Origin of the sequence: Thioalkalivibrio sulfidiphilus (assembly GCF_000377945.1) — a bacterium.
In the GTDB taxonomy this organism is placed as follows: domain Bacteria; phylum Pseudomonadota; class Gammaproteobacteria; order Ectothiorhodospirales; family Ectothiorhodospiraceae; genus Thioalkalivibrio_A; species Thioalkalivibrio_A sulfidiphilus_A.
The window spans coordinates 1-15,787 of the sequence record NZ_KB898968.1 but is presented as its reverse complement, the minus strand read 5'-3'; the positions used below and the strand labels follow the sequence as shown (position 1 = coordinate 15,787).

17 protein-coding genes, 1 tRNA gene and 1 pseudogene are annotated in these 15,787 nt (G+C 65.7%); 13 read left to right on the top strand and 6 right to left on the bottom strand.

Going from position 1 to position 15,787, the window contains the following annotated elements; all coding sequences use genetic code 11:
- The first annotated feature begins 303 nt into the window (after positions 1-303).
- A tRNA-Arg gene (locus tag D580_RS0114090) sits at positions 304-380 on the top strand.
- 457 nt (positions 381-837) lie between these two features.
- The gene (locus D580_RS0114085) at positions 838-1,281 is read left to right on the top strand and encodes a small multi-drug export protein (RefSeq protein WP_018955004.1); all 444 of its coding nucleotides are present in this window, start codon (positions 838-840) and stop codon (positions 1,279-1,281) included.
- A 220-nt stretch (positions 1,282-1,501) separates the two neighbouring features.
- On the opposite strand, the gene D580_RS16905 is transcribed toward D580_RS0114085, so the two are convergent.
- The gene (locus D580_RS16905; protein WP_231363566.1) at positions 1,502-1,720 is read right to left on the bottom strand and encodes a TusE/DsrC/DsvC family sulfur relay protein; all 219 of its coding nucleotides are present in this window, start codon (positions 1,718-1,720) and stop codon (positions 1,502-1,504) included.
- Between the two features lie 18 nt (positions 1,721-1,738).
- On the opposite strand from D580_RS16905, the gene D580_RS16410 reads away from it, so the two are divergent.
- The 4 genes from D580_RS16410 to D580_RS0114060 all read left to right on the top strand — a co-directional run bounded on the left by D580_RS16410 (position 1,739) and on the right by D580_RS0114060 (position 4,425).
- The gene (locus tag D580_RS16410) at positions 1,739-1,906 is read left to right on the top strand and encodes a BLUF domain-containing protein (protein ID WP_018955002.1); all 168 of its coding nucleotides are present in this window, start codon (positions 1,739-1,741) and stop codon (positions 1,904-1,906) included.
- Between the two features lie 173 nt (positions 1,907-2,079).
- Positions 2,080-2,505 carry a BLUF domain-containing protein gene (locus D580_RS15900; protein ID WP_081617295.1) on the top strand — a complete coding sequence of 142 codons (426 nt, stop codon included), beginning with the start codon at positions 2,080-2,082 and terminating at the stop codon, positions 2,503-2,505.
- Between the two features lie 75 nt (positions 2,506-2,580).
- Entirely contained in the window at positions 2,581-3,174 is a 594-nt protein-coding gene (gene lexA / locus D580_RS0114065; RefSeq protein ID WP_012639605.1) for a transcriptional repressor LexA, read from the top strand.
- 6 nt (positions 3,175-3,180) lie between these two features.
- Entirely contained in the window at positions 3,181-4,425 is a 1,245-nt protein-coding gene (locus D580_RS0114060) for a DNA polymerase Y family protein (protein WP_018955000.1), read from the top strand.
- Between the two features lie 106 nt (positions 4,426-4,531).
- On the opposite strand, the gene D580_RS0114055 is transcribed toward D580_RS0114060, so the two are convergent.
- Positions 4,532-5,719 (bottom strand): hypothetical protein, encoded by a 1,188-nt coding sequence (locus tag D580_RS0114055; RefSeq protein WP_018954999.1) that lies wholly within the window; start codon positions 5,717-5,719, stop codon positions 4,532-4,534.
- Positions 5,720-5,765: 46 nt separating this feature from the next.
- Positions 5,766-6,845: a quinolinate synthase NadA gene (gene nadA, locus D580_RS0114050; protein WP_018954998.1), complete on the bottom strand. Its 1,080-nt coding sequence runs from the start codon at positions 6,843-6,845 to the stop codon at positions 5,766-5,768.
- Positions 6,846-6,998: 153 nt separating this feature from the next.
- Here nadA and D580_RS0114045 point away from each other — a divergent pair, with 153 nt between their 5' ends.
- The 3 genes from D580_RS0114045 to D580_RS0114035 all read left to right on the top strand — a co-directional run bounded on the left by D580_RS0114045 (position 6,999) and on the right by D580_RS0114035 (position 8,895).
- On the top strand, positions 6,999-7,430 hold the full coding sequence (locus tag D580_RS0114045) for a hypothetical protein (RefSeq protein ID WP_018954997.1): 432 nt from the start codon (positions 6,999-7,001) through the stop codon (positions 7,428-7,430).
- A gap of 108 nt (positions 7,431-7,538) precedes the next feature.
- Positions 7,539-8,219 (top strand): zinc metallopeptidase, encoded by a 681-nt coding sequence (locus D580_RS0114040; RefSeq protein WP_018954996.1) that lies wholly within the window; start codon positions 7,539-7,541, stop codon positions 8,217-8,219.
- A gap of 163 nt (positions 8,220-8,382) precedes the next feature.
- Entirely contained in the window at positions 8,383-8,895 is a 513-nt protein-coding gene (locus tag D580_RS0114035) for a protein disulfide oxidoreductase (RefSeq protein ID WP_018954995.1), read from the top strand.
- A gap of 190 nt (positions 8,896-9,085) precedes the next feature.
- On the opposite strand, the gene D580_RS0114030 is transcribed toward D580_RS0114035, so the two are convergent.
- The gene (locus D580_RS0114030) at positions 9,086-9,835 is read right to left on the bottom strand and encodes a ParA family protein (protein WP_018954994.1); all 750 of its coding nucleotides are present in this window, start codon (positions 9,833-9,835) and stop codon (positions 9,086-9,088) included.
- A 130-nt stretch (positions 9,836-9,965) separates the two neighbouring features.
- Here D580_RS0114030 and D580_RS0114025 point away from each other — a divergent pair, with 130 nt between their 5' ends.
- The 3 genes and pseudogenes from D580_RS0114025 to D580_RS15705 all read left to right on the top strand — a co-directional run bounded on the left by D580_RS0114025 (position 9,966) and on the right by D580_RS15705 (position 13,492).
- Complete coding sequence (locus tag D580_RS0114025; protein ID WP_018954993.1) at positions 9,966-11,783, top strand: AMP-dependent synthetase/ligase; 1,818 nt, start codon at positions 9,966-9,968, stop codon at positions 11,781-11,783.
- Entirely contained in the window at positions 11,780-12,160 is a 381-nt protein-coding gene (locus D580_RS0114020) for an acyl-CoA thioesterase (RefSeq protein WP_018954992.1), read from the top strand. The genes D580_RS0114025 and D580_RS0114020 overlap by 4 nt, the downstream gene beginning before the upstream one ends.
- Positions 12,161-12,200: 40 nt before the next feature.
- Positions 12,201-13,492 (top strand): annotated as a pseudogene (locus tag D580_RS15705) (OmpP1/FadL family transporter).
- Here D580_RS15705 and D580_RS0114005 read toward each other — a convergent pair.
- A complete protein-coding gene (locus tag D580_RS0114005; RefSeq protein WP_018954989.1) occupies positions 13,480-14,016 on the bottom strand; it encodes a hypothetical protein in 537 nt (178 codons plus the stop codon). The pseudogene D580_RS15705 and the gene D580_RS0114005 sit on opposite strands and share 13 nt — an antisense overlap.
- A gap of 351 nt (positions 14,017-14,367) precedes the next feature.
- Here D580_RS0114005 and D580_RS0114000 point away from each other — a divergent pair, with 351 nt between their 5' ends.
- Positions 14,368-15,372, top strand: coding sequence for a YhdH/YhfP family quinone oxidoreductase (locus D580_RS0114000; protein WP_018954988.1), 1,005 nt, complete (start codon positions 14,368-14,370; stop codon positions 15,370-15,372).
- A 93-nt stretch (positions 15,373-15,465) separates the two neighbouring features.
- Here the strand turns inward: D580_RS0114000 and D580_RS15700 are convergent.
- Positions 15,466-15,787 (bottom strand): IS4 family transposase (locus D580_RS15700; protein WP_038043795.1); only part of this gene is annotated, 322 nt, incomplete at its 5' end.

Here is a 15,787-nt window from a genome sequence, read left to right as displayed (position 1 = left end):
GCCCTTGGCAAGGTGCGCAACGCCGCATTGGCGCTTTTGCGAGGCTCCCTGCGGGCGCGGCTGTGCGGGCGTGTGGCGTTGTTACGCTTGCTTGAAATGGGGGTGGCCATTCCTGCGCAAGCGTGCCTAGCCACACGCCCGCACAGCCACGCTGAATGACAAGATATTGATCAGACAGGACACTAGCTGCCCGCCCGGTGTGCAAGGGCCGTCAGGTATGCACCAGGATGAAGCCCCGCCCATCGCGAAGCCCGGGCGGGCATGGACGCGGTTCCTCCGTCAGAGTAAGATTCCGACCCTTACGCGCCCGTAGCTCAGCTGGATAGAGCGCTGCCCTCCGGAGGCAGAGGTCAGAGGTTCGAATCCTCTCGGGCGCGCCACTCACTAGTCGTTCGTGTCACGCCCGATCGGATTTCCGGCCCCTCGGCATAGCCCTCGGGGCGCTCGGCTCGTACGAAGCGGTGCTTCGCGCAGGGCACTCGCCTCGCCCTCTCGGGCGCGCCAGATACCAGAAGGGCCCGCAATGCGGGCCCTTCTGGTATCTGGCGGGACCGAAAGCTCTGGTTCGGGCCTTAGGTTCGATTAATCCGGCAGGACGCCGGATTGACAGTGCGCGAGAGCGCGCTGCCCCGCAGGGGCGAGGGCCAGGGATGGCCCGAGTCATCAGGTTGGCAGGAAGGCCAATCTGACAGTGCGCGAATGCGCGCTGCCCCGCAGGGGCGAGGGCCAGGGATGGCCCGAGTCAATCCTCTCGGGCGCAACACATTGGGGCCCGAGATGGGCCCCAATGTGTTTATGTTCAGGGATATACCCAAGTCTCAGTCTCCAAGGCCCCCCATGGACCTCCTCTGGCAATACACCCTGGTCTTCCTCGCCGCCGCCACCCCCTGGCTGGAGATCATGATTGTGATCCCCGTGGCCATCGGCGCGGGGCTCGCGCCCGTGCCCGTGACCATCGTGAGCTTCGTGGGCAATGCCCTGCCGGTGTTCGGCATCATCGCGCTGTTTCAGTGGTGGGAGCGGCGCCGGGGGCCGGTGCGCCGGCGCTGGAGCGCGCGGGCGATGCGGGTCTGGGCGAAGTGGGGCCTGCCGGGCCTGGCCCTGGCGGGTCCGGCAGTGACGGGGATTCACCTGGCGGCGGTGATGGCCCTGGCCATGCACGCCGATCGGCGCGCCACGGCCCTGTGGATGACCGTGAGCCTCGCCTTCTGGTCCGTGGGCACGACCCTGGTGACCGTGGCGGGCATCGAGGGCTTCCGCCAGCTGTTCGGCGGCGACTGAAGGTATAGGAAACCCCTTATTCTCTCGCGGAGACGCGGAGGCGCAGGGAAAAATCATCTGTAATAGGCTTTTCCGTGCCCCCGTGGCTCCGTGAGAGGGATTTGTTTTCAGCAGGACCCGGCAAAGCCATGTGCTCTCACGGAGCCACGGAGGCACGGGGAGAACCAATCAAGACGTTTCTTTTTCTGTGCCTCCGCGCCTCCGCGAGAGGACAGGTTCTTCAGCCCGTGCTCCAGGCCCGGGGGCGGCGCATGCCGGCGATCTTGCACACCTGCTGCATGTAGCCGTAGGGGAACAGCTCGTAGAGCCGCTGCCAGACGGCCTGCGGGCGCTGGCGGCGGAGCAGGGTTGAACCCGAGCATATCGCTCGGGAACTCCGGCGGGCCTGCCGGGTTCTGAATGGGATCTGCCGTGCCCCGGCCGTCAGCCCCGACCACAACAATAAAGGCCTCCCGCCATGAACCTCGTGCGTTTCGTCTACGTCAGTGCCGCCACCCCGGAATTCAACGAGCAGCTGGACATGGGCCGCATCCTGCAGGCCTCCCGGCGCAACAACCCCTCCCAGGAGATCGGCGGCGTGCTCTATTACGGCCACGGCTACTTCTTCCAGTGCCTAGTGTCCTGAGTCGGAGAATCGTTGCATTTCAGCGGGCCTGTACGGGATGCACGGCAAGGCGCTCGAGCGAAGGACGGGCAGGCCCATTCGAGCGAGAGCAACGCGGCCGAGCGCCCGTACAGGCCCGCCCGCAGGGAGCCCCGCACAAGACCTAATGCGGCGTTGCGGTCCTTGCCAAGGGCTTGCCATCGCCTGCGGCCCGCGCCTTGCCTTGGGTCTTGTGCGGGGCTCTGAAATGCAACGATTCTCCGACTCAGGACACCGGGGAGCGGCGCAAGGTGAACGCCCTGTACCGTCGCCTGCTGGGCGATCCCCGCCACAAGGACGTGGACGTCATCTCCGTCAAGCCCATCCCGTTTCGCAGCTTCGTGGACTGGTCCATGAAGTACGTGCCGGTGGAGGACGACGTGGAAAGCCTCCTGAAACGGCGCGGCTACAAGCGCTTCGAGCCCTACGACTTCGACGAGACCACCGTGGACGCCCTGGTGAACCTGTTTGCCGGGGCCACCGACCCCACCGGCGGCCCGGACCTGCGCGACGGCGCCGGGAGCGCGGGGCGCAACAAGGCCCTGGCGGGGCTGCTGGACTTCTTCCGCCGGGGGCGCTGAGTTCCCCTGAACACCCCTTGAAGGTTCCCGAAAGGTTCTCTATGCTCATGGAGAACCTTTCGGGAACCTTCCGCCATGCTCACCCCCCAGCAGCGCAACACCCTCGACGTCATTCGCCGCCACCTGCACCGCCACGGCCACGCCCCCACCCTGACCGAGATCGGCGAGGCCCTGGGGGTGCGTTCCAAGGGGGCGGTGCACCGCCTGGTGCAGGCCCTGGTGGACAAGGGCTTCCTCACCCGGGAGTCCCCGGGCTGGCGCGGCCTGCGCCCCACGGGCAGCGACGCCGCCTTCAGCCTGCCCCTGGTGGGCCGCATCGCCGCCGGCCGGCCCATCGAGGCCATCCCCGGCGAGGACACCCTGGACCTGGCTGACTTCCTGCTGGGTCCGGGGCGCTACGCCCTGCGGGTGGTGGGGGAGTCCATGGTGGGGGCCGGCATCCTGGACGGTGACACCGTGGTGGTGCAGCAGGCGGACAGCGCCCGGGACGGGGACATCGTGGTGGCGCTGATCGACGATGAGGAGGCGACTTTGAAGCGCATCCGACACCGCCCGGACGGGCAGGTGGAGCTGCGCGCCGAGAACCCGGCCATGGCCCCCCTGGTCTACGACGCCGCCCGGGTGCGCATCCAGGGCGTGGTGGTGGGCCAGCTTCGCGGTTACCGGTGAAGCGCCATGTCCGAACCCTGGGAACGGGCCATCGTGCTGGTGGACATGAACGCCTTCTTCGCCTCCATCGAGCAGCTGGACCATCCGGAGCTGCGCGGCCGGCCCGTGGGCATCACCAACGGCCAGACCGGCACCTGCATCATCACCAGTTCCTACGAGGCCCGGGCCCACGGGGTGCGCACCGGCATGCGCCTGAAGGAGGCCCGGCAGCTGTGCCCGGACATCCTGCAGATCCCGGCCCGCCCCGAGCGCTACGCCCGGGTCTCCACGGACATCATGACGGCCCTGGAGAGCGTCACCCCGGACCTGGAGGTGTTCTCCGTGGACGAGGCCTTCCTGGACGTGACCCGTTGCCAGCGCCTGCTGGGTCCGCCCGAGGTGATCGCCCGGCGGGTCAAGGACACGGTGCACGAGGCCTCGGGGCTGCCCTGTTCCGTGGGCATGTCCGGGGACAAGACCACCGCCAAATGGGCCGCCAAGCAGCACAAGCCCGACGGGCTCACGGTGATCCCCCCCTGGGAGGCGGCGGCGCGCCTGGCACCGGTGCCGGTCACGGAACTGTGCGGCATCGCCGGCGGGATTGGCGGCTACCTGGAACAGCGCGGGGTCTACACCTGCGGCGACATGGCGCAGCTGCCGGTGAGCGAGCTGGCGCGGCGCTTCGGCAACCTGGGGCGGCGCATCTGGCTCATGGCCCAGGGGCGTGATCCCACGCCGGTGGAGACGCGCATCGCGCCGCCCAAGAGCCTGGGTCACGGCAAGGTGATGCCCCCCGGCACCCGGGAGCGGGCGGTGATCCTCACCTACCTGGAACACATGGCCTTCAAGGTGGGCACCCGCCTGCGCCGCCACGACCTGCTGGCCCTGCGCTTCTTCATCGGCCTGCGTGCCGACTACGGCTGGATCGGCGGCACCTACCGCACGGCGGTGGCCACCGACGACAGCCGCCAGCTCAATGCCCTGTGCCGGCGCATGCTGAACGAGCACTGGTCGGGGGAGGGGGTGAGCCAGGTGCAGATCACCGCCCTGGAGCCGCGCCCGGCGGCCGGGCAGCTGGAGTTGTTTGATGCCGGCCAGGCCCCCGGCGCCGCCGACAGCGTCCGGGTGCGCGCGGCCCACGGGGTGATGGACGCCATCAACCGCCGCTACGGGGAATTCACCCTGGCGCCGGCGCGGCTGCTGTCCCGCTCCGACATGCCCAATGTGATCGCGCCGGCGTGGAAGCCGGGCGGGCACCGGCAGACGGTTTAAGGGCGATTCAAAATTCAAGATTCAAAATTCAAAGGTAAAACCAGCAAATCCCCGTTGTTTCCCCCTTTGAATTTTGAATTTTGAATTTTGAATCCTGGTTTATGAATCAGCCCTTCCTCATAAACTTGCTGGAGCGCTTAAGCTCCGTGAGGATGTCCCGCTCCAGGGCGTCGAGATCGTCCTTCTTCACCTGGGCCACGTCGCTGATCCAGGCGGTGTTCTCATTCCGCTTGCGGGCAAAGTAATTGAGGATGAATTGCTCGGACATGAGCATGAAGCGGATGGCGTCTTCCGGGTCCACCTGAAGGAAGGGGTTGCGGGCGATCTGCATGGCGGACTGCTCCTGCTGCAGGCAGTAGCGGTTGAGCAGGGTGTAGAGGGCCATGCGCGCCTCGCTGATGCTGCGCGCCACCTTCTTGCGGGTGAAGGGATGCAGGCTGGCGTCCACGATGGCGTCCAGCCACAGGGTGAGGTCGTTCTCGGAGATGACCACTTCCTTGGCCCGCTGCTCGCCCACCAGGTCGGAGATGCGCTGCTGCAGCTGCTCACCCTCCAGGTTGGCCTTGCCCCGCACCAGGGCGCGACGCCACAGGGCCTGGGAGCGTTCCAGCTGTTCGCGCAGGTCCTCGATCTGCTCGCCCAGGTGCCGGAAGTCCTCGTCCAGCTGGCTGATCTGGCGCGTCTTGGCCTGCATCTCGTGGTGGCTGATGCCGGTGCGGATCAGGTAGAAGCGCGCCAGCAGGAGCTCGATGTCCTCGGCGTGGGCGTGCAGGCGCGCGATGGCCTCCTCGAAGGTGGCCATCTGCTCGTAGTCCGGGTGCTGCTCGCGCAGCAGGCGCGCGGCGCGGGTGGTCTCGGTGACCTCGGCGCGCACGTCCATGAGCAGGCCGTTCAAGGTCTTCAGATTGGCGATCAGGCGTTGCAGGGAGAGGTCATCACCCTGCTGACGCCATTGCTGATCCAGCTTTTCTAGGTCCGCCAGCTTCTGGCGGAAGATCTTCACGTTGGCCTTGTTGCCGGTGCGTTTGGAGCGGTCCAGGGCGCTGAGCACGTCCTCGCCGAACACCTCCTGGATGGCCATGCGCTGCTGCAGGTGGTAGGCGTTGGCGGCCAGGATCAGGGTCTCCACCGCGGAGCGGGAGTACAGGGGCACCTCCTCGACGAAATCCAGCGGGATGTTGTCGGGCAGCTTCTCCGGGGGCAGGCGGGAGAGTTCATCCGGCGAGAGGCTGTGGGCCAGCTTACGGAACACGGCCATGGGGATCGGCGGCTGGTGCCGGTAGGCGTAGCTCATGCCGTCAGCCTCTGCACATCCGTTTGCGCGAACCGCGAGGGCATCCTTATGCGTCACCCCGGCCCAGCACGGGCTGCTGCAGCTGTCTGGCGAAATCCAGCATGCGCTGGGTGGAGCGCAGGGCCTTCACCCGCACCGATTCCTCCACGTGTACCTCGTTGTCGCCGGTCTCCAGGGTGGAGAGCAGGTTGTGCAGGCCGTTCATGGCCATCCACGGACAGTGGGCACAGCTGTGGCAGGTGGCGCTGCGCCCGCCGGTGGGGGCCTCGATGAGGGTCTTGTCGGGGGCTGCCTGGTGCATCTTGTAGAAGATGCCCGAGTCGGTGGCCACGATCAGGGTCTTGTGGGGCAGTTCGGCGGCCGCCTTGACCAGCTGGGTGGTGGAGCCCACCACGTCGGCCAGCGCGATGACCGCGGCCGGTGACTCCGGGTGCACCAGCACGGCGGCCTCCGGGTGTTCGGCCTTGAGATCCCGCAGGGCCTGGGCCTTGAACTCGTCGTGCACCACGCAGGAGCCGTCCCAGAGCACCATATCGGCGCCGGTCTGGCGGCGGATGTAGTCACCCAGGTGCTTGTCCGGCGCCCAGAGCAGCTTCTTGCCCTGGGCCTTGAGGTGTTCGGCCAGCTTCAGGGCGATGCTGGAGGTGACCACGTAGTCGGCCCGGGCCTTCACCTCGGCGGAGGTGTTGGAATACACCACCACGGTACGGTCAGGATGTTCGTCGCAGAAGGCGTTGAACTGGTCCGCGGGGCAGCCCAGGTCCAGGGAGCATTCCGCCTCCAGGGTGGGCATGAGCACGCGCTTCTCGGGGCTCAGGATCTTGGCGGTCTCGCCCATGAAGCGCACCCCCGCCACCACCAGGGTGGAGGCCGGGTGCTCGTGGCCGAAGCGGGCCATGTCCAGGGAGTCGGACACGCAGCCGCCGGTGTCCTCCGCGAGGCGCTGCAGTTCGCCGTCCACGTAATAGTGGGCCACCAGCACCGCGTCCTTCTCCTTGAGCAGCTGTTTGATGCGCTCGCGCACGGCCTCCAGCTCCGCGCCCTGGTAATGGGGCACGCTGGCGGTGATCTGGGCGGTCTCGGGGACCGGGAAGACCGGAATGGTGCGGGCGGCGGCGTGGCTCAATGCGGTGGACCTCTTGAAATGACAATGGCAGCCAATAACCCATTCTATCCCTTGGGCATGGCTTTGACATCCTGGATGCCGTCTGCGGGATTGCGCCTTGCGTCACCCCGGGGCACACTTTTTGACCCATTTCACAAAGCCCCTTCGCCCGCCATGGACGAATTGCTCAAGGCCTACAAGCAGATTCCCATCCCCGAGCGCATGCAGATGGCCCTGTCGGCGGACCTGGACCCCCGGTGGCGGCCCTGCCTGGTGCGTGACCAGCACAGTCAGGTGAAGGCCTATTTCTCCCGCCGCCTGGACCTCACCGCCGAGGAGGTGGCCGTGCTGCTGGCGGATATGGATCAGACCGTGCGCCTGAACTGCGCCAAGCGCGATGACCTCACCCCCGAGCAGGTGGAGCAGTGCGTCTCGGACCGCGACCCCAACCTGCGCTACTTCGTGGCACGCAACCCCCTGCTCACGGAGGCGCAGCGCGCCCGGCTGATGCAGGACGAGGACGAGCTGGTGCGCATGGCCGCGCGCAAGGGGCCGAAGAAGCGCAGCACCCGCTGCAGGCCAGGGCAGGCGGAGATGATACGGTGAAGGGCGAATTCAAAATTCAAGATTCAAAATTCAAGATTCAAAGGGGTGGCGGGGTTTTGATACCTTTGAATTTTGAATTTTGAATCTTGAATTTTGAATTGGCCTCCCATGATCTTCATCGTCCTCATCGCCCTGGTTGTGCTCGTCCTGTTCCTGCCGTCCTGGTGGGCCGGGGCGGTGCTGCGCAGGCACAGCGTTGAACGCCAGGACTATCCCGGTACCGGCGGGGAATTCGCCCGTCACCTGCTGGACCGTTACGGCATGGGCCACGTGAAGGTGGAGGTCACCGATCGGGGCGATCACTACGATCCCCGGGACAAGGCAGTGCGTCTGTCTCCGGCCTACCTGGACGGGCGCTCGCTCACCGCCGTGACTGTGGCGGCCCACGAGGTGGGTCATGCCATCCAGGACCACAAGGGCTACGGGCCGCTGGCCTTGCGCTCACGTCTGGTGGGCATGGCCCAGGGCGCGGAGAAACTGGGCGCGGGCCTGATGATGTTCGCCCCGGTGCTGCTGCTGGCCACCCGGGCGCCGGCGGGCGGTCTGATCATGTTCCTGGCCGGCATGATGAGCTTCGGCGCGGCTGCCCTGGTGCATCTGGTGACCCTGCCGGTGGAACTGGACGCGAGCTACCGGCGCGCCATGCCGATCCTGGCCAGCGGCTACCTGCCGAAGCAGGACCTGGGTCCCGCGCGGCGCATCCTCACCGCCTGTGCCTTCACCTACGTGGCCGCTTCACTGGCCAGCATGCTCAACCTGTGGCGCTGGCTGGCGATCCTGCGTCGCTGACAACATTACGTATCGCCGCAGAGACGCGGAGGCGCAGAGAAATTCCAGCAAGTGAAACGATTCACCTCGCATCGTTCAGATCGGGCTGGCGACCCAGCTTTAGATCCAACTTTCGCACCCTCTGTGCCTCCGCGTCTCTGCGGCAGCTTTTCAAGGAATACCTATGACTGAAAAAAGCAGTAAGCGCCGCCGCTGGGTCGTCTGGGGCGTGGAGATCCTGTTCTTCATCGTGCTGTTTCTGGCCATCAAGGCCTGGGTGCAGCGGGACATGATCTCCGGCGAGGCGCCGGCGCTGAGCGGCTACGACCTGAACGGCCAGGAGATCAGCCTGGCGGACTTCCGCGGCCAGACGGTGCTGGTGCACTTCTGGGCCACCTGGTGCCGCATCTGCCGGCTGGAGCAGGGTTCCATCGAGACCCTGAGCCATAGCTGGCCGGTGCTGACCATTGCCACCCAGTCGGGCAGTGCCGAGGAACTTCGCGAACACATGGCGGCCAACGGACTCACCCATACGGTGATCGTGGATGCCGACGGACGTCTCGCCGCGAGCTACGGGGTGCGCGGCGTGCCCGCCAGTTTCGTGGTGGATGGCAACGGGGAGATCCGCTTCCGGGAGACGGGCTTCACCACCGGCTGGGGTCTGCGCACAAGACTCTGGCTGGCCAGAGTCTGGTGAGTGGCAAGTCTCAAGTGGCTAGTGGCAAGGGGAAACCACCCTCACCCCAGCCCGCTATTCCGGGTGTCCTGCCCTCCACCCTTCGGGCCAGCCTGTCGGCTGTTCAAATTCGCTCCCGACGGATTTGTCCCTCAGGGAGCCGGATAAAGGTTTTCCTTGCTACTTGAGACTTGCCACTTGCCACTAGCCACTAGCCACTTGTGAGCTTCGAGCTCACCTCCAGCCACAACCGCTCGAACGCCTGCGCACCCGGGTCCCTCGGCGCATAGGCGCACAGGGGCGCGCGCCGCTGGCCCATGGCCTCGATGCTGCTCAGGTAGGGGATCGCCGTGTCCAGCAGGGTACGGATGTCCCGGGCCAGGGACTCCGAGAGCTCCCGGTGCTGTCGTTTGCGCCGGTCCACCATGGACAGGAAGGGGTAGAGTTTGACCTCGCGGATGTGCTCCTTGGCGAGCCAGCCGACCATCTGCGCGTAGGTGCGCACGGACAGGGGCGTGGGGATCGTGGGCGCGGCGATCAGATCGGCGGCGTGGAAGACGTTCTCGGTCACCAGGGAAAAGCTGGGCGGGCAGTCCAGGATCAGGAGATCGAAGTCGTCAGACAGTTCCGCGGCCAGTTCCCGCAGCCTGCGGCGGGGGTGCTCCGCCTTGCGCAGCATCAGGTCCAGGTTGCGGTTGTCGAAGTCCGCCGGCAATGAGAACAGGCGCTCGTGCACCGTCGGGCGAACCGAACCCGCCAGATCGCCCTTGCCCTTCACGATGCGCTTGACGGGATCCTCCAGGCCGGGCTCCACGCCCAGGTACCAGGTGGCGGCGCCCTGGGGATCCAGGTCCCAGAGCAGTACCCGGTGGCCGTATTCCGTGGCCAGGTAGGCCAGGTTGACGGCCGCGGCGGTCTTGCCCACGCCGCCCTTGAGGTTGTATAGCGCCACTGTCTTCATGGAAGATGGAAACCCGATCCGGTGCCGGCTCCGTGATGAACGGCCGAGGCATAGGATACAACGCAGGGGCCAGCGGTGCGCTCCTGCGCAGACAACCAACACCGCAGACCATCAGGCATAAGGAGGCGTCATGAGTGATCCTGCCCACGTGATCACCCCGTTGGAGGCCGGTTCACTGTCCGGCCTTTTCATTGAACGGGTCCGCCGTTCCCCGGACGCGCTGGCCTATCGCCAGTTCGACATCGGCAAGAACGCCTGGGTGGAGAGCACCTGGAGCGAGGTGGCCACCGAGGTGGGCCGATGGCAGCAGGCCATGCTCAAGGAGGGCCTCAAGCCCGGCGACCGGGTGGCGATCATGCTGCGCAACTGCCGGGAATGGGTGGTGTTCGACCAGGCCTGCCTGGGTCTGGGCCTGATCACCGTGCCCCTGTACACCGACGACCGCCCCGAGAATGTCGCCTACATCGTGCGCGAGGCCGATGTGAAGCTCATGGTGGTGGAGGGCCGCCTGCAGTGGAAGAAGATCCTGGAGGCGCGTGATCGTCTCGAAGGTCTCAGGCGCATCATCTCCGTGAACACCATCGAGCCGGACGACAAGCCGGACGACCCGCGCCTGGATTCCCTGTCCGACTGGCTGTTCGGCCTCAAGGGCGAGTTGCAGGCCCACGCCCTGGAGCCCGACGAGCTGGCCACCATCGTCTACACCTCGGGCACCACCGGCAAGCCCAAGGGCGTGATGCTCAGTCACCGCAACATTCTGTTCAACGCCCATGCCTCCAGCCGCTGCGCGGATCTCAACGAACAGGACCTGTTCCTGTCCTTCCTGCCCCTGTCCCACACCCTGGAGCGCACTGCGGGCTACTACATGCCCATGATGGTGGGTGCCGCCGTGGCCTACGCCCGCTCGATCCAGACCCTGGCCGATGATCTGGCCACCGTGCGGCCCACGGTGCTGATCTCCGTGCCGCGCATCTACGAGCGGGTCTACGGACGCATCAACGCGGGTCTGAAGGAAAAATCCCCCATCGCCCGCAAGCTGTTCATGACCACCGTGGACGTGGGCTGGCGGCGCTTCGAGCACAGCCAGGGCCGCGCCGGCTGGCATCCCAAGTTGCTGCTCTGGCCGCTGCTGGAGAAGCTGGTGGCCAGCAAGGTGCTGGCGCGCCTGGGCGGGCGCCTGCGCTACGCCGTGTGCGGCGGCGCGCCCCTGCCGCCGCCCATCGCGCGATTCTTCATCGGCCTGGGTCTGCCCGTGTTCCACGGTTACGGCATGACCGAGTCGAGCCCGGTGGTGAGCGTGAATCGTCCCGACGACAACGTCCCGGCCAGCATCGGCAAGCCCCTGCCAGGCGTGGAGGTGAAGATCGGTGACAAGGACGAACTGCTGACCCGCAGTCCCTCGGTGATGCTCGGCTACTGGAATAACGAGGAGGCCACGCGCGCGACCATCGACGAGGATGGCTGGCTGCACAGCGGCGACAAGGCGCGCATGGACGAGACCGGGCACCTCTACATCACCGGTCGCATCAAGGAGATCATCGTGCTGGGCAACGGTGAGAAGGTGCCGCCCGCCGACATGGAAATGGCCATCGCCCTGGACCCGCTGTTCGACCAGGTCATGGTGATCGGAGAGGGTCGACCCGCGCTCGCCGCCATCGTGGTGCTCAACCCCGAGGAATGGGCGGCCCTGGCCAAGGAGCTGGATCTGGATCCGGAAAACCCGGAAGAACTCAACAGCCGCTTCGTGGAGAAGACGCTGCGTACCCGCATCGCCAGGCAGCTCCATGAATTTCCCGGCTACGCCCAGGTGCGCAAGCTGATCGTCACCCTGGAACCCTGGACCGTGGACGACGGCCTGCTCACGCCCACCCTCAAGATGAAGCGAGCGCGCATCCTGGAGCGATTCGAGGCCCAGGTCGAGGCCCTCTACGAAGGCTACACCGAGTGAGCGAGACGCCCCGGCAGCCCTGCCTGCGCCTGCCCGCGGCCGCCGCGCCCACCAACGCGGGGGGTGACATCTTCGGCGGCTGGATCATGGCCCAGATGGACATCGCCGGAAGCATCCCGGCGGTGCGTCGTGCCCGGGGGCGGGTGGTCACCGCCGCCGTGGAGGGCATGCATTTCAGGAAGCCCGTGCAGCGGGGCGACATGGTGAGTCTGTATGCCAAAGTGAGTCGGGTGGGGCGCAGTTCCATGACCGTGGACGTGGAGGTGTGCGTGGAGCGCAACCCCCTGGAGCCGCAGATCCTGACCGTCGCCGATGGGCGGCTGGTCTATGTGGCAGTGGACGCCGATGGCAAGCCCCGGCCTTTACCGGGCGAGTGACGATGACAATAAAACCAACGACATAGCGGGAGAGAAATCCATGAAGCATCGCCTGAACAAGACCGCCCTGTCCTGGGCCGTGGGCCTGGCTCTCGGCACCGCCCCCGGTGCCCTGCTGGCTGCCGGATTTTATCTCCAGGAGCAGAGCGTCAGCGGCCTGGGTCGCGCCTTCGCAGGCGAGGCGGCTATCGCCTCGGATGCCAGCACCATCTACTTCAATCCGGCGGGCATGACTCGATTGGAGGCGGCGGAATTGCAGGCGGCGGTGCATCTGCTGGTGCCGAAGGCCAGTGTGACGGACGGTGGCTCCACCTTCAATGGGATGCCGTATACGGGGGGTAGCGGCGGAATCCGTATGATCCAAGCCCGATCCCCAACCTGTTCGTTGCCGCGCCGCTCAATGAGCGCACCTGGATCGGTTTCGGCCTGACTGCGCCCTTCGGTCTGGCCAATGGCTACGAGGAAGATTTTTTCGCCCGCTACGATTCCTCCAAGAACTCGCTCAAGGTCATCGATCTGCAGCCCAGCATCGCCTTCCAGCTCAACGACCGGGTTTCCTTCGGCGGCGGCATTAACATCCAGTATGCGGATGCTACTCTTGAGAATGCCATCGTTGATCCGGCGGGCCCGGACTTGACTACTGATGGGAAGTTCGCCCTCAGCGGAGACAGCTGGGACTATGGATTTAACATCGGCCTGCTGGCGGATCTGAACGATGCCACCCGTCTCGGTATTCATTACCGCCAAGGGATCACTCACACTCTCAAGGGCACCGCTAAAACCACGTTTCCCGTCAATGTGCCGTTCGTCGGCGGCGCAACCTTGTCTGAGGATGGCCAAGCGGATCTCAAACTGCCCGACATCGTGTCCGTCGGTTTGAGCCATCGTTTCACGGACCGCTGGACGGGACTGGCTCAGTACACCTGGTTCAACTGGTCCAACTTCGACGAGATCGCCGTGAAGCTGAATGTGAGTGCTGATCCGGCACCGGTGCAACAGAACTACAAGAACAGCTGGGCCCTGGCCCTGGGGGCCGAATACCTGCTCAACGAGCGCTGGACCCTGCGCGGCGGCGTTCAGTACGACAAAACCCCGACACAGGATATTTTCCGCACCACCCGCACACCGGATGGCGACCGCACCTGGCTTTCCGCCGGTGCCAGCTATGAGCGGGACAGGCATCTCGGCTTTGACTTCGCCTACACCTACATCGATGTGGGCAAGGAAAATATCAATATTACGCGTAATGCCGGTACAGGCACCGTGGTCATGACGGGCACCACGGAAGGCCACGTCCACATCCTCGCCGCGGCCCTTCGCTACCGGTTCTGAGGTGCCTCTCCGTATTTGGCCTGCAACTGGGCCAGGTGTCTTGAATACAGGTCCCAGACCCGGGGCGCCATGGCGCCCCGGCTTCCGGGATAGGTCAGGCGCATGGGGTCGAAGCGGGTGAGCCGCTCGGTCTCGGTCAGGCGCAACACACCATCGATGACGTGAAAGATCAGCACGTGGGTGCCATCGCCGCGCGGCAGTGCGGCGCCCACGATGCCCGTGTCGTTGAGGCCCGGGCTGTTGCGCGCGTCGCCGTCCTCACCGGGGGGCCGGATCAGTGTGCCCACCAGTTCCCGCACCGCGTCGGCGCAGGCCAGGCAGATCTCCTTGGCCGCTGTGCCCGGCTCCCGGTTCACCGCGGTTAGGATGTCGTCATCGTCAAGAAACAGCTCCAGTTCGGCCACGGCCTGGGCATTGCGTGCGCCGTTGGGCAGCAGCCGGGGTACCGCGTCGCCGCAGGAGGGGCAGGTCCAGCGGGCCACCCGCGGGCCGGCGAGCAGGTCGCTGTGCTTTGAATCGGTCATCGGGCGTAATGAGGGATCTTGTCTAAACTTTAACCTAGAAACGGCAGTTGAACGCGCCCGAGTGTGCGGTTTTCGTGTTGTCTGGCAAGGCGCGACGACGAGGAATGGTCATTCCATTCCGAGGAGTCGCAACGCCGCCAGGCGACACGAAAACCGTGCAATCGGGTGCGTAGCGGGACTCACCCGATGGGTGAGCGTCATCGCAGCCGAGATCGTCAGTGACCATGGGACCTGGCGAAGGAGATCGAGCGGTCAACTGCCGTTTCTAGGTTTAAGGGTTTGGCCGGTCATCTCGATGGCCCTGATTCTCAATGTGCCAACTGGGGTGCACCGATTCAAGCCGATGGCGACATGAGCAGCGAAACCTTTCCCGCCCTGATGATCCATGAAGACCGCCTCGCCCCGGGGCGGGCCGAATTGTGCCGCCTGTCCCGGGCGGAGCTCATGGACGGGGAGGTGGAGATCGCCGTCGAGTATTCCAGCCTCAACTACAAGGACGCCCTGGCCATCACCGGAGGCGCGCGTATCCTGCGCCACTCACCCCTGGTGGGCGGTATCGATGCCGCCGGGCGCGTGGTGGAATCAGGTCAGACGGGTCTGCCCGTCGGTACGCCGGTGCTGGTGACCGGCTGCGGGCTGGGGGAACTGCACCACGGCGGCTACGCCGCTCGCCTGCGGGTGCCGGCGGACTGGGTCATCCCGATTCCCGAGGGACTGGACACCCGCGAGGCCATGCTGCTGGGCACGGCGGGGCTCACCGCCGCCCTGGCCCTGAGCCGGCTTGAGGACAACCGCCAGTCGCCTGAGGCGGGTCCCATGCTGGTCACCGGGGCCAGCGGCGGGGTCGGTGCGCTGGCGGTTTCCCTGCTGGCGGCCCAAGGCTATGAGGTTGTGGCGCTCACCGGCAAGCCGGAACTGACGGACTGGCTGACAAGTCTGGGGGCGAGCCGCGTGCTGGAGCGCGCCGCCTTCAAGCCCGGCAGACGGCCCCTGGAGAAGGCCCAGTGGGGCGGGGTGGTGGACACCGTGGGGGGTGAGTTGCTGGCAACACTCACGCGGGGCGTGCGCCCCTGGGGGAACATCGTCTCCATCGGCCTGGCCGGTGGCGCCGACCTGCACACCACCGTGATGCCCTTCATCCTGCGGGGCGTGAGCCTGCTGGGCGTGACCTCCGCCAACTGCCCCCGGGACCAGCGACTGCACCTGTGGCAGCGCCTCACCACCGACCTGCGCCCGGCGGATCTGGCGGCCCTGCACACGCGTACTGTGGGCCTGGCGGAGCTGGTGGAGTTGAGCGAGCACATGCTGGCCGGGCGGACTTATGGGCGAACGCTGGTCGAGATCGCTAGTGGCTGATTACAGTGGCAAGTGGCAAGTCTCAAGTGGCAAGGGACTTCAAAAGCCGTTTTCCTTGCCACTTGCTACTTGAGACTGACCACTAGTGTCCGGTTAAGAATCGAACAGATTCAATTGGTTACAAGGCTCAGGGTCATCACAGCTGTAGTTTGCATCCAAGAATGCCGCATTTAACGGCATTTTCTCGAACAGCGTGATCGAGAAAATCTGTAGCAAAGTGTAGAGAGAAACCTGCAGGTCCAATCGTTTCTTGACAATGGCCACCAACACATAAACCGACACAGCACTCCAGATCTGTGTCTTGACCGCATTCTCTGAGGTGCCCAGGAACTTCTTGATGCGCAGGTGTTGCTTGATCCACTTGAAGAAGAGCTCGACTTGCCAGCGCGCTTTGTACAGGGCACAGATCGTGGCT